This is a genomic window from Streptomyces sp. R302 (assembly GCF_012927245.1).
Classification (GTDB): Bacteria; Actinomycetota; Actinomycetes; order Streptomycetales; family Streptomycetaceae; genus Streptomyces.
The window spans coordinates 131,106-144,510 of record NZ_JABBGE010000013.1 but is presented as its reverse complement, the minus strand read 5'-3'; the positions used below and the strand labels follow the sequence as shown (position 1 = coordinate 144,510).

At 74.1% G+C, this 13,405-nt stretch carries 8 protein-coding genes, 2 tRNA genes and 1 pseudogene; 8 read left to right on the top strand and 3 right to left on the bottom strand.

Annotated elements, in window-relative coordinates; translation table 11 throughout:
• Position 1: 1 nt before the first annotated feature.
• From HHL19_RS32650 to HHL19_RS32630, 5 genes are all read left to right on the top strand, one after another.
• The gene (locus tag HHL19_RS32650; RefSeq protein ID WP_169093994.1) at positions 2-1,105 is read left to right on the top strand and encodes an acyl-CoA dehydrogenase family protein; all 1,104 of its coding nucleotides are present in this window, start codon (positions 2-4) and stop codon (positions 1,103-1,105) included.
• Positions 1,102-1,632: a MaoC/PaaZ C-terminal domain-containing protein gene (locus HHL19_RS38310; RefSeq protein ID WP_169093993.1), complete on the top strand. Its 531-nt coding sequence runs from the start codon at positions 1,102-1,104 to the stop codon at positions 1,630-1,632. The genes HHL19_RS32650 and HHL19_RS38310 overlap by 4 nt, the downstream gene beginning before the upstream one ends.
• Positions 1,629-2,795, top strand: a complete 1,167-nt coding sequence (locus tag HHL19_RS32640; RefSeq protein WP_169093992.1) for a lipid-transfer protein — start codon at positions 1,629-1,631, stop codon at positions 2,793-2,795. Before HHL19_RS38310 ends, HHL19_RS32640 begins: the two co-directional genes overlap by 4 nt.
• Before the next feature lie 202 nt (positions 2,796-2,997).
• Positions 2,998-3,609, top strand: coding sequence for a SigE family RNA polymerase sigma factor (locus HHL19_RS32635; RefSeq protein ID WP_169093991.1), 612 nt, complete (start codon positions 2,998-3,000; stop codon positions 3,607-3,609).
• A gap of 492 nt (positions 3,610-4,101) precedes the next feature.
• Complete coding sequence (locus HHL19_RS32630) at positions 4,102-5,754, top strand: long-chain fatty acid--CoA ligase (protein ID WP_169093990.1); 1,653 nt, start codon at positions 4,102-4,104, stop codon at positions 5,752-5,754.
• A 148-nt stretch (positions 5,755-5,902) separates the two neighbouring features.
• On the opposite strand, the gene HHL19_RS32625 is transcribed toward HHL19_RS32630, so the two are convergent.
• Positions 5,903-10,045 (bottom strand): PAS domain-containing protein, encoded by a 4,143-nt coding sequence (locus tag HHL19_RS32625; protein WP_169093989.1) that lies wholly within the window; start codon positions 10,043-10,045, stop codon positions 5,903-5,905.
• A 155-nt stretch (positions 10,046-10,200) separates the two neighbouring features.
• Positions 10,201-10,656, bottom strand: a complete 456-nt coding sequence (locus tag HHL19_RS32620; protein ID WP_169093988.1) for an SSI family serine proteinase inhibitor — start codon at positions 10,654-10,656, stop codon at positions 10,201-10,203.
• Positions 10,657-10,907: 251 nt separating this feature from the next.
• On the opposite strand from HHL19_RS32620, the gene HHL19_RS32615 reads away from it, so the two are divergent.
• Both HHL19_RS32615 and HHL19_RS32610 read left to right on the top strand, forming a co-directional pair.
• A tRNA-Ser gene (locus HHL19_RS32615) sits at positions 10,908-10,998 on the top strand.
• 290 nt (positions 10,999-11,288) lie between these two features.
• A tRNA-Arg gene (locus tag HHL19_RS32610) sits at positions 11,289-11,361 on the top strand.
• 87 nt (positions 11,362-11,448) lie between these two features.
• On the opposite strand, the pseudogene HHL19_RS38620 reads toward HHL19_RS32610, so the two are convergent.
• A pseudogene (locus HHL19_RS38620) lies at positions 11,449-12,601 on the bottom strand (site-specific integrase); the annotation flags it as partial.
• A gap of 80 nt (positions 12,602-12,681) precedes the next feature.
• Between HHL19_RS38620 and HHL19_RS32600 the strand changes: the two are divergent.
• Positions 12,682-13,374 (top strand): HAD family hydrolase, encoded by a 693-nt coding sequence (locus HHL19_RS32600; RefSeq protein ID WP_169093987.1) that lies wholly within the window; start codon positions 12,682-12,684, stop codon positions 13,372-13,374.
• Positions 13,375-13,405: the final 31 nt, after the last annotated feature.

Sequence of the window (13,405 nt, the reverse complement as noted above, 5' to 3'; positions counted from 1 at the left end):
CATGGACTTCACGCCCACCGAGGAGCAGGAGGCCGCACGGGAGCTGGCCGCCCGGATCCTCGGCGACCTCTCCACGCACGAGCGGCTGGTGGCCGCCGGCACCGGCACGGACGCCGAGCTGTGGAAGGCGCTGTGCGCGGCCGGACTGCCCGCCGCCGTCGAGGAGATCGGCCTGCTCGGCCTCGTCCTCCTCCTGGAGGAGCAGGGCCGGGTGACGGCCCAGGTGCCGCTCGCCGCGACCGGGGTGTACGGGATCCTCGCCGTCGCCCGGCACGGCACCGAGGAGCAGCGCGCCCGCCTCCTGCCGGGCCTGCGGGACGGGTCCGCCGTCGCGACGGGCGCCTTCCCCGCCACCGGCGCGGTCACGGCCACCGTCCGCGTCCCCGACCCCGCCACCGTCCCCGCCACCGCCACCGCCACCGGCGCGGTCACGGCACGCGGCGGGCGGCTCACCGGGACCGTCGGCTGGGTGCCGTGGCTGCGGGACGCCACCCACGTCCTCGTACCGGACGCGGACCGGACCCTGTGGCTGGTGCGGACCGAGGACCTCGCCGCCGTCGAACCCGTCGAACTGACCGCGCCCTGGTCGGCGGGGCGGCCGGTGCTCGACGGGACGCCCGCCGAGCGGCTGGGGGCCGGGCCGGGGCCGGAGGCGTACGAGGACGTGCTCGCCGCCGCCCGTACCGCCTTCGCCGGTCTCCAGGCGGGTGTCTGCGCCGGTTCGCTGGCACGGGCGGTCGCGCACACCTCCGTACGGGAGCAGTTCGGGCGGCCGCTCGCCACCCGGCAGGCGGTCCAACTGCGCGCCGCCGACGCCCACATGGACACCGAGTCCATCCGGGTCACCGCCTACGAGGCGGCCTGGCGGTCCGACGCCGGTCTCGGCAACGCCGCGGCGGCGCTGACCGCCGCCTGGTGGGCCTCGGAGGCCGGCAAGCGGGTCGTGCACAGCGGCCAGCACCTGCACGGCGGCACGGGCGCCGACCTCGACCACCCCGTCCACCGGCACTTCCTGTGGGGCCGGCAGCTCGACGCCTACCTGGGGCACGGCACCGAACTCCTGGCCGAACTCGGCGACCTGCTCGCGAAGGGGGAACCGGCATGAAGGCCGGTGACGTGCTGCCGCCGCTGGAGATCCCCGTCACCCGCACCCTGATCGTGGCCGGGGCCGTCGCCTCCCGCGACTACCAGGACGTGCACCACGACGCCGAGGCCGCGCGGGAGAAGGGCTCCCCGGACGTCTTCATGAACATCCTGACCACCAACGGCCTCGTCGGCCGGTACGTCACCGACCACTTCGGCCCGCGCGCGGTGCTCCGCAAGGTCGCCATCCGGCTCGGCGCCCCCAACTACCCGGGGGACACGATGACGTTGACCGGAACGGTGGATGTGGTGACCGACGTGGTCGATGTGGCCGACGTGACCGACACCGCCGATGTGGCCGACGTGGCCGGCATCGCCGATGTGGCCGATGCGGCCGACGTGGCTGATGTGGCTGATGTGGCCGTGGCCGACGTGACCGATGCGGCCGACGGCCCGGCGGGCACCGTCACCGCCGTCGTCCGGATCGTCGGGACCAACCGCCTCGGCCACCACGTCACCGGCACGGTCACCGTGGAGGTGCCCCGATGAGCCTGCTCCGCCCCGACGGACTCGGCGGCCGGGCGGCCGTCGCTGGCATCGGCGCCACCGAGTTCTCCAAGGACTCCGGCCGCAGCGAGCTCTCCCTCGCCGTCGAGGCGGTCCGCACCGCCCTCGACGACGCCGGGCTGAGCCCCGGGGACGTGGACGGACTCGTCACCTTCACCATGGACACCAGCCCCGAGATCACCGTCGCCCAGGCGGCCGGCATCGGCGAACTCACCTTCTTCTCCCGCGTCCACTACGGCGGCGGCGCCGCCTGCGCCACCGTCCAGCAGGCCGCGCTCGCCGTCGCGGCGGGCGTCGCCGAGGTCGTCGTCTGCTACCGGGCCTTCAACGAGCGGTCGGGGCGCCGCTTCGGCTCCGGCGTGCAGCGGCGCGAGCCCTCCGCCGAGGGCGCCGCGCTCGGCTGGCAGCTGCCCTTCGGGCTGCTCACCCCCGCCTCCTGGGTCGCCATGGCCGCCCAGCGCTACCTCCACGTGTACGGGCTCACGCCGGAGGTCTTCGGGCACGTCGCCGTCACCGACCGCAGATACGCGGCGACCAACCCCGCCGCGTACTTCCACGGCAAGCCGATCACCCTCGCCGAGCACGCCGCCTCCCGCTGGATCGCGGAGCCGCTCCGGCTCCTCGACTGCTGCCAGGAGACCGACGGCGGCCAGGCGATCGTCGTCACCACCGCCGAGCGCGCCCGCGACCTGCGGCACCCGCCCGCCGTCGTCCTCGCGGCGGCGCAGGGCGCGGGCCGCAGGCAGGAGGCCATGACCAGCTTCTACCGGGACGGGCTGACCGGGCTGCCCGAGATGGGCGTCGTGGCACGGCAGTTGTGGCAGACCTCGGGGCTCCGCCCGGCCGACATCGACGTGGGCGTCCTCTACGACCACTTCACCCCCTTCGTGCTCATGCAGCTGGAGGAGTTCGGCTTCTGCGGGCCGGGCGAGGGCGGGGACTTCGTGGCGGCGGACGCGCTGCCGATCAACACCCACGGGGGCCAGCTGGGCGAGGCGTACCTCCACGGGATGAACGGCATCGCGGAGGCGGTGCGGCAGCTGCGGGGCACCTCTGTGAACCAGGTGCCCGGCGCGGCCCGGGCCCTGGTCACGGCCGGTACGGGCGTCCCCACCTCGGGCCTGGTCCTGGGCACGGACACCTGAGCGGGCACAGGAGCGGACACGGGGGCGGACCCAGGGGCGGACCCGTACGCGCCCCGCCGTCCCCGGGCCGACCCTGACCCCCGGGTGACGGCGGCTCCACCCAGAGGAGGTGGGGGCACCCCGACGACTCCGACCTGAGGGGGAGCCGGGTTCGGGACCTGGGGCCGATCCGCCCGGACCCCGCCGCTCCTAGCGTGGAACCATGACTCCGCCACCCACTGGCCCCGTCTGCGCCGGCGCCTCCACGGCCGCCACCCGGCCCGGACAGCGCACGGCCCCGCGCACCTCGCCGCGGCAGGGCCCGCGCCCGTTCGCGTACCCCTCCTTCTCCTCCTTCGTGAAGGCCCGGCAGCCGCTGCTGCTGCGCACCGCCCGCTCGCTGACCGCGAACCCGAGCGATGCCGAGGACCTGCTCCAGACCGCGCTCACCAAGACCTTCGTGGCCTGGGAGCGGATCGAGGACCACCGGGCGCTCGACGGGTACGTGCGCCGGGCGCTGGTGAACACGCGCACCTCGCAGTGGCGCAAGCGCAAGGTCGAGGAGTTCGTCTGCGAGGAGCTCCCCGAGCCCTCCGGCCCGGCCGAGCCGGACCCGGCCGAGCGCCAGGTCCTCCACGACGCCATGTGGCGCGCCGTGATGAAGCTCCCCGAGCGGCAGCGGCAGATGGTCGTGCTGCGGTACTACGAGGACCTCAGCGAGGCCCAGACGGCCGAGGTCCTCGGGGTCTCCGTCGGCACGGTGAAGAGCGCCGTCTCCCGCGCCCTGGGCCGCCTCCGCGAGGACCCGGAACTGACGGCGGGGGTCGGCGCCTGAGACCCGCCGAGGCGCCGGCCCCCGAGGGCCCGGTCGCATGCCCGCCGGGCACCCGGTCACAGGTCCCCGAGGGCGCGGTCGCAGGCCCGCCGGGCACCCGGTCACAGGCACCCGAGGGCCCAGTCACAGGCCCACCGAGCGCCCGGTCACGGGTCCCCGAGGGGCCGGTCACAGGCCCCCCGAGCGCCTCGCCGCAGGCCCGCCGGGCGTCCGTCACAGGCCCCCGAGTGCCCCGCCGCAAGCCCACCGAGCGCTCGATCACAGGCCCCCGAGGGCCCGGTCACAGGCCCACCAAGCACTCGATCACAGGCCCGCCGAGCGCCCCGCCGCAAGCCCACCGAGCGCTCGATCACAGGCCGGCCGTTGACATCTGCCAGTGATCACTGGCAATTTCGGTACTCCCGGGTAGTGACATACCGCGCGGTACGTGCGCAGAATCTGCACATCCTTACTGCCACGTAGGCCACGTAGCGCCCACCGGGAGGACGCCCCGTGTACAGCACCATGCAGGACGTACAGCTCACCATCAGCCGCATCCTCGAACACGGTCGACGGGTCCACGGGCGGTCGACCGTCACGACCTGGACCGGCGAGCCGGAGCCGCAGCGCCGCACCTTCGCCGAGATCGGCGACCGCGCCGCCCAGCTCGCCAACGCGCTCCGCGACGAGCTGGGCGTCCAGCCGGGCGAGCCCACGGCGACGCTGATGTGGAACAACGCCGAGCACGTCGAGGCGTACTTCGCGCTCCCCTCCATGGGCGCCGTCCTGCACACCCTCAACCTGCGGCTTCCCCCCGAGCAGCTGGCCTTCATCGTCAACCACGCCGCCGACCGGGTCGTCCTCGTCAACGGCTCCCTGCTCCCCCTCCTCGCCCCGCTCCTGCCGCACCTGCCGACGGTCGAGCACGTCGTCGTCGCGGGCCCCGGCGACCGCTCCCTCCTCGACGGCGCCGCCCCGCGCGTCCACGAGTACGAGGAGCTGATCGCGGGCCGCCCGACCACCTACGACTGGCCCGAGCTCGACGAGCGCACGGCCGCCGCCATGTGCTACACCTCCGGCACCACCGGCGACCCGAAGGGCGTCGTCTACTCCCACCGGTCGATCTACCTGCACTCCATGCAGGTGAACATGACCGAGTCGATGGGCCTGACGGACAAGGACACGACCCTGGTCGTCGTCCCGCAGTTCCACGTCAACGCCTGGGGCCTGCCGCACGCCACCTTCATGACCGGCATCAACATGCTCATGCCGGACCGCTTCCTCCAGCCGGCCCCGCTCGCCGAGATGATCGAGCGCGAGAAGCCCAGCCACGCCGCCGCCGTCCCCACCATCTGGCAGGGCCTGCTCGCCGAGGTCACCGCCAACCCGCGCGACCTCTCCTCCATGAAGCAGGTCACCATCGGCGGCGCCGCCTGCCCGCCCTCCCTCATGGAGGCGTACGACAAGCTGGGCGTCCGCCTCTGTCACGCCTGGGGCATGACGGAGACCTCCCCGCTCGGCACGATGGCGCACCCGCCGGCCGGGCTGACCCCGGAGGAGGAGTGGCCGTACCGCGTCACGCAGGGACGTTTCCCCGCGGGCGTCGAGGGCCGGCTCGTCGGTCCCTCCGGCGAGCACCTGCCCTGGGACGGCGAGTCCGCCGGCGAGCTGGAGGTGCGCGGCACCTGGATCGCGGGCGCGTACTTCGGCGGCGTCGGCGCCGACCCGATCCGGCCCGAGGACAAGTTCAGCGAGGACGGCTGGCTGAAGACCGGCGACGTCGGCGTGATCAGCCCCGACGGTTTCCTCACCCTCACCGACCGCGCCAAGGACGTCATCAAGTCCGGCGGCGAGTGGATCTCCAGCGTCGAGCTCGAGAACGCGATCATGGCCCACCCGGCCGTCGCCGAGGCCGCCGTCGTCGCCGTCCCGGACGAGAAGTGGGGCGAGCGCCCGCTCGCGACCGTCGTCCTCAAGGAGGGTGAGACCGCCGACTACGCGACCCTGCGGGACTTCCTCGCCACCGAGGGCGGCATCGCCAAGTGGCAGCTGCCGGAGCGCTGGGCGATCGTGCCGGCGGTCCCGAAGACCAGCGTCGGCAAGTTCGACAAGAAGGTGATCCGCAAGCAGTACGCGGAGGGCGAGCTGGACGTCACCCAGCTCTGACCCGCCGGAGAAACCGGGGACGAGCCGGGGACGAACCCGGGGGAACCGGGGGCGAATCGGGGACGAACCCGGGGCGAGCCGGGGACGAACCCGGGGACGAGCCAGGGACGAATCGGGGGGCGGGCCGTCGACGGCCCGCCCCCCGTTCTCAGTTGGTGCCGATCTTCGCCAGCAGGTCGACGATCCGGGCCTGGACCTCGGCGCTGTTGGAGCGCTCGGCCAGGAAGAGGACCGTCTCGCCGGAGGACAGCTCCGGCAGCCGCTCGGCGTCGAGGCCGGCCGAGGTGTAGACGACCAGCGGGGTGCGGTTGAGCTGCCCGTTCGCCCGCAGCCAGTCGATGATCCCGGCCCGTCGGCGGCGCACCTGCATGAGGTCCATGACCACCAGGTTCGGCCGCGTCTCGCCGGCCAGCGCCACCGCCTCGGTGTCCGTGGCCGCGCGCACCACCTGCATCCCGCGCCGCTCCAGGGTGGCGGCGAGGGCGCCGGCGATGTGCTCGTTCTCCTCGATGACCAGGACCCGCGAGGGGTGCTGCTCGCTGTCGCGCGGCGCGAGCGCCTTGAGCAGGACGGCGGGATCGGCGCCGTACGCCTCCTCCCGGCCCGTCTGCCCGAGCCCGGCCGCGAGCAGCACCGGCACCTCGGCGGAGACGGCCGCCTGGCGCAGCGACTGGAGCGCGGTCCGGGTGATCGGACCGGTCAGCGGGTCGACGAAGAGCGCGGCCGGGAAGGCGGCGATCTGCGCGTCGACCTCCTCGCGGGAGTGCACGATCACCGGCCGGTAGCCGCGGTCGCTCAGCGCCTGCTGGGTGGTGACGTCCGGCGCGGGCCAGACGAGCAGCCGGCGCGGGTTGTCGAGCGGCTCCGGGGGCAGTTCGTCGTCGACGGGCAGCGGCGCGGGCCGGTTGACGACCTCGACGGCGCCACCGGGGCCGTCGAGCGGCTCCGGCCCCTCGTCGGATCCCTCGGCCGGCGCCCCTATCGCGTACGCCCGCCCGCGCCCCTCGGACTCGGGAGCGGGTACGGGAGCGGGCGCGGCGGTGGGGAGCGGTGCGGGCGCGGGTGCGGATGCCGGGGCCGGGGCCGGCGGGTCGAGCTCCGGCGGCGTCGCGAGCTTGCGGCGCCGGCCCGAACCGTTCGACGGAGCGGCCACGGGCGTCCCCGCCTGCGCCGGCGGCGCGAAGGGCACCCCCTGCCCGAGCGTGCGCACGCTGAACGCCCGCCCCTGCGTGGAGTCCTTCGGCAGCGGAGCCGCCGGCGCCGGCACGGGCGCGGGCATCGGCAGCTCGGGAGGCAGCGGTACGGAACCGGTGCCGGTGCCGGCTCCGGACGGCGTGGCGGTACCGCTCGCGGGCGTAGGCGCGGGCATGGGTACGGGTCCCGGGGCCGCGGTGGCGGCCGGAGCGGCCGGGAGGGGATGCGGCAGCGGGGGAGTGTGCCCGGCGGGCACGTCCCGTACGGCTCCGTGCTGCGGCTCCTCGCTCTCGGGCCCGTCCGGAGCCGGCGGTTCGTCGCGGTCGGCCTCGGCCGGCGGCAGCGCGAACGGCGTCCGGGGCCCCGCCTCGGCGGCGGCGGCCCGCTCCTGCGCGGCGGCGAGCGCACGCCGGCGGCGACCGGTCGGCCGCTCGGCTTCGGCGAGCGCGCCGCCCTGCGGCACGGGCGGCAGCGCGGGAGCACCGGCGGGCTCGACGGGCGCCACGCCCTGCGGCGGCACGGCGGCACCGAGCGCGGGCCGCTCCTGGGCGCCCTCGGCGGCGGTCACCACGGAGCCCTCGGCGGGCCGGCCCCGGCGGCGGCCGGTCGGCTCGACGCCGGTGGACTGCTGGGCGGGGATCAGTTCGGCGGGCCCCGCCGCCTCCTCCGTACGGGCGCGGCGGCGTCCGCCACCCGCGGCCGGCACGGCGACCGCCCCGGCACCGCCCTCCGGGGAGGTCGCGCTCTCCAGGAACGCGTCGGTGGACGCACGCCGCGCCCGCCGCCGCCCGGAACCGCCCGCGGTCCCGCCGTCCACGGGCCCGGAGACCTGCGCGGGCACACCGGCCGGGGAAGCCTCCGGCGCGCCCTCGGGCTCGGGCGAGGACCCGGGCGAGGTGTCGAGCGAGGCCCCGGGCGCGTCGTCGGCCGGCAGCCCGGCCACCGGACCCGGCGTGGGGGCGGGCCCGGATGCGGGCCCGGACATGGGCACGGGTGTGGGTCCGGGTGTGGGTCCGGACATGGGCCCGGGCGTGGCCACGGGGGTGGGTCCGGACGTGGGCCCGGATGCGGGCCCGGACATGGGCCCGGGCGTGGACACGGGTGTGGCTCCGGGCATGGGCCCGGACATGGGCACGGGCGTGGGTCCCGATGCGGGTCCGGACATAGGTACAGGCATCGGCCGGGACGTAGGCCCGGGCATCGGCCGGGAAATGGGCCCGGACGTGGGTCCGGGCGCGGGTACGGACATCGGTCCGGCCACGGGTCCGGGCGCGGGTACAGACATCGGTCCGGACATGGGCCCGGAGGTGGGCCCTGCCTCGGGCCTGGACGTGGGCCCTGCCTCGGGCCCGGACATGAGCCCTGCCTCGGGCTCTGCCTCGGGCCCTGCCTCGGGTCCAGCCTCGGGCGCGGCCGCGAGGGCGAGTGTGGCCTCGCCTGTGGGAACGGTCTCCGCATCGGGGGTGAGCTCGCCTGCGGGAACGGTTCCCCGGCCCGCGCCGATCGGCACCTCCAGGACGTACGCGCCGCCGCTGGTCCCCGGCACCTCGTGGGTCTGCACGACACCGCCGTGCGCCGCCACGATCCCGCGCACGATGGGTCCGTGGACCGGGTCGCCGCCCGCGTACGGGCCGCGTACCTCGATGCGGACGACCTCGCCGCGCTGCGCCGCCGCGACGACGATCGTGGAGTCGGCGGGACCGGCGGCGCCCTGCGCCGAGGCGCGGGTCCTGCCGGTGGCGTCGACCCCGGCCACGTCCGCGACGAGGTGGGCGAGCGCGGTCTTCAGCCGGCCGGCGTCGACCTCGGCCTCGATCGGCGGCGCGTGCACGGCGAACTGCGCGCGGCCCGGGCCGATCAGCTCCACGGCCGCGTCGATGGCGCTGGTGACGATCCCGTCGAGGAGCGCGACCTTCCGGTCGAGCTCCTCCTCGCCGGCGTCGAGAAGCTGGTAGCCGAGGACGTTGTCGATGAGGGCGGTCATCCGGGCGGACCCGGCGACCAGGTGGTGCAGCAGCCGGTTGGCCTCGGGCCACAGCTGCACGCCGTCGTCGGCGGCGAGCGAACCCAGCGCGCCGCGCAGCTCCTCCAGGGGCCCGCGCAGCGACTCGGTGAGGACGGCGGTCAGCTGGGCGTTCCGGGAGGCGAGCGACGCGTACCTCTCCGCCTGCGCCTCGCGCTCGGCCGCGTGCCGCTCGGCCCGGTCGGCGAGCTCGACGGCGTGCCGCTCGGTCAGTTCGGCCAGCTCGGTCGCGTGCTTCTCGACCAGCTCCTCCTGCCGCGCGACCAGTTCCTCGTGGGGCCGGCGGTCGGTGAAGGTCATCACGGCGCCGACGAGCTGGTCACCGTCGCGCACCGGAGCGGTCGTCAGGTCGACCGGCACCCGGTCGCCGGCCTTCGACCACAGCACCTGGCCGCGCACCCGGTGCTTGCGGCCCGACTTGAGGGTGTCGGCGAGCGGGGACTCCTCGTACGGGAAGGGGGTGCCGTCGGCGCGCTTGGGGAGGATCAGCGGGTGCAGCTCGGCGCCGCCGAGCTCGCCGGCGCGGTAGCCGAGGATCTGCGCGAAGGCGGGGTTCACGAGGACGACCCGGCCGTCGGTGTCCGTGCCGACGACGCCCTCGGAGGCGGCCCGCAGGATCATCTCGGTCTGCCGCTGCGAGCGGGCCAGCTCGGCCTCGGTGTCGAGGGTGCCGGTGAGGTCGCGGACGACGAGCATCAGCAGCTCGTCACCGGTGTAGGAGGTGTACGAGTCGTACGCCTCGCGGCCGTCCTCCAGGCTGGCGCTGGTCACCTCGACGGGGAACTCGCCGCCGTCGGTGCGCCGGGCCATCATCCGCATCGGCTTGGTGCGGCCGCGCTCGTCCGCCGGGTCGGGGCGGCGCATCGAGCCGGGGATCAGGCGCGAGTCGAAGGAGGGCAGCAGATCGAGCAGCCCGCGCCCGACGAGCGCGGTGCCGGGCGTCTCGAACATGCCGAGGGCGATGGTGTTGGCGTTGACGACCGTGCCGTTGCAGTTGACGAGCACGAGGCCGTCGGGGAGGGCGTCGAGTATGGCTGCGAGGCGAGCAGCGCCTCGGGATGGCCTGCTGCTCACGACGACGCTTCCTCCCTGACGCCTGCAATTGCCCGCGGGCCGTACCCGCGGTGTGCGCCGTCCGGCATGTGCCGTGACGGCGGGCCGGCCCCATCTTGCCCCTCGGACGGCGGCCCTGTCACGGAGGGAGTCTAACGGCGCCCCCGATCGTCCCGTCAGCCCCGGACGCTCGGAAGGAGCGGTTCCATGTTCTCCCAGCGGTCGATCTCGCAGCCGTTCGCGCGGGAGAAGCGGGCGTCGATCCGGCGCCCCTGCCAGGTGCCCGTCACGTGGGCGGTCACCGGCCCGCCGTACATCTGCGTGCACAGCGAGTCCGCCGGGACCGGCGCGAAGGGGTTCTCCCCGGCGCGCGCGAAGCCCGCCAGGCGCTCGCAGGCCCGCGCGGCCGCCGGATGGTCCCCGCCCGGCCGGTCGTCACAGGTCAGCTTCCAGCTCCCCTCGGCCTCCGGGTTCCCGCTGCCGGTGACGGTCACCGTCAGCGAGTCGGGCGGCGACAGCAGCGGCAGCGGCGGCAGCGGCCCGGCCGAGGCGGCGCCGGCGAGGGAGGTGACGAGGGCGGTGGCGAGCGCGGCGGAGAGGGCGGCGGGGCGGGCGAGACGGCGCAGCGGCATGGAACGACTCCGGAGACGTGCGGACGGATGCGTACGGGAAGAGGGAGCGGGACGGGACACCTCTCTAACGCTGCGACCCCGGGCGCGTTGCGCAAGCGGGGTACGCCGCGCGGGGCCCGGACGCGGTCCGCGGGACGCGCCGGGGGCTTTGCCCTGCACCCCGCCCGCCCGGTACGGTGAAAGCGATTGGTGACACGAGGCTCGCCTGTGTCATCATCTGCACGCACCGTCCGCGCATGCGCGTGGTGCGAGGAGGCGTCGCCTAGTCCGGTCTATGGCGCCGCACTGCTAATGCGGTTTGGGCTTTATCGCCCATCGAGGGTTCAAATCCCTCCGCCTCCGCTTCAGGAAGCCCCGGCCCCACGGCCGGGGCTTCCGCCGTTCCCGGCCCGGATTCCCCCACCGCGCCGACACGTGACCCCGGTCTCCTTCTCCCCCTCCAGCCCCGTTCTCCCCGCTGGAACCCCCGGCTCCACCCCACCGCCCCCAGCCCCCCTCGACGACGTTTCCGCAGGTCAGAGGGGGTGGGCTAATCGGATTTCACATGACGCCGGGACTCATGTAATGTTCTTCCTGTCGCCGGGACAGCGGGCCGAAAGGGCCGGGAAACGGAGACAAGAACAAAAGAACAAGCACTCGTAGCTTAACGGATAGAGCATCTGACTACGGATCAGAAGGTTGCAGGTTCGAATCCTGCCGAGTGCACATAGGTGAGAGGCCCGGACGAGAGTCCGGGCCTCTTGCGTTGTCGGGCTGTACAGCAGTGAAGTACAGCAACCGCGCCGAACGCGCTCAGCCGATGCCGGTCCCGCCCATCACGTCGGACAGCTTGCCGATCGCGGTACGCACCTCTTCCTCGCTCGCCTCGGCGTAGACCTCCATCGTCATGGCGATCTGCGAGTGTCGAAGGATCCTCTGCGCCACCTTGGGGTGGACCTTGAGGGCGACCAGGAGCGAGCTGCACGTGTGCCGGGTGTTCCGGAGCGGGATCACCCGGAGGCCGGCGCGACGGGCCCGCAGGGCGAACATCCGGGTCAGGTTCCCCGGCTCGATCGGGGTGCCGTTCTTGGTCGTGAAGACGAGCCCGCGGCTGTCCTGCCACAGGTCGCCGGCCGCCTTCCGGTCCCCGAGCTGCTGAGCGCGCCGCATCCGAAGCGCCTTGAGGCAGACGGCGGGCAGCGGCAGGAAGTCGTCCGACTCCTCGGTCTTGGTCTCCCGGTGGAGGAGCTGGCGCCCGGCCCGCTGGATCTGGTGGTCTACGTAGATCTCTCCGGTCTCGAAGTCGACCGACTCCCACGTCAGGCCTAGGACCTCACCACGGCGGAGTCCGAGACACAGCACGAGCATCCAGGCCGCGAAGAGGTGATCGTCCCGGTCGGCCGCGTCCGCGAGGAACTGACCGGCCTCGGCGACGGACCACGGCTTGATCCGGCGGCGGCGCGGCTTGGGGACCTTCACGAGGGAGGCGACGTTCTTCCCGATCTCCTCCTCGGTCGCGGCGTGCGTGAGCGCTGCCCGGAGGGCGTCATGGGCGCCCTGGACGACCCGACGGGACGGGTGCGACTCACACACTCCCCGGCGGCGCAGCACTTCCGACGGCCCGGCTCCGCTTGGCGTCCTTCCCCTGCGCGCAGCATTGGCAGATGCCTGCGAGCTTGGTCAGCCACTCCCGCACGTCGCGCACGGTCAGCTTGTCGATCCGCTTCGCACCGAGGTGCGGGGCGATGTACAGCCGGACGTACCCCTCGTACGAGACGTACGAGAGAGGGGCCAGGTTGGGCTTCACGATCGAGTCGAGCCAGTAGGCGAGGAACACGGCGAGGGTGCGGTGCCGGGTGGCCACAGGCCCCTTCTTCGCCTCGGCGTGGAGGGCGAGCCACTTCTCGTGGACCTCGTCCCAGGTCTTGCCGTACGCGTACTTCCTGGCCCGCTTCCCGTCCGGCTTGGCCGTCGGAGCGCAGCAGGTCCAGCAAGCCCGGATGTGGTTCGACAGCGTCTGGGAGACCATCGGAAGGGACTTCGACCTTGACGCACGATGACCGACTTTCCGAGGTCCTGGGCAACGCCCGGGTGGTCTTCTTCGACTTCGACGGCCCCGTGTGCGATGTGTTCGCCGGGCTCCCTGCCTCCCAAGTCGCAGGCCAGCTCACGGCGATCCTCGCGGCGAAGGACGTATCCGCGGGCGCGAAGGAAGTTGAGACCGATGACCCCATCGAGGTTCTGCGCATCGCGCATGAGGCGGACGCCGAGCTGGGCGGGGAGATCGAGCAGCGGCTGACGGAGGCGGAGGCCGAAGCCGTCGCGGTGGCGGGCTCGCCGACGCCGGGGGCGGTGGAAGCCCTCCAGGCCGTGAACGCCTCCGGGAGGGCGGTCGCGGTGGTGAGCAACAACTCGGCCGAGTGCGTCGAGAGCTTCCTCAAGGCGCACGGGCTGGAGGGATACGTCGCGAAGGTGGTCGGCCGGCAGATGGGACAGCCCCACCTGATGAAACCGAACCCGTTCCCGCTCATCACGGCAGCCGAGCGGATGCACATCGACGTCACGAACTGCGCCCTGATCGGTGACTCGCTCACGGACATCCAGGCTGCCCACGCAGCCGGGGCTACGGTGATCGCCTACGCCAATAAGCCCCACAAGGCCGACCTCTTCGCCGAGGCCCAGGCCGACACCATCACCGACGACATGCACGCCATCGCCGACGCACTCACCACGGCATAGCCGAGGAGCAGCGGAGGACCTGTTACAGGTT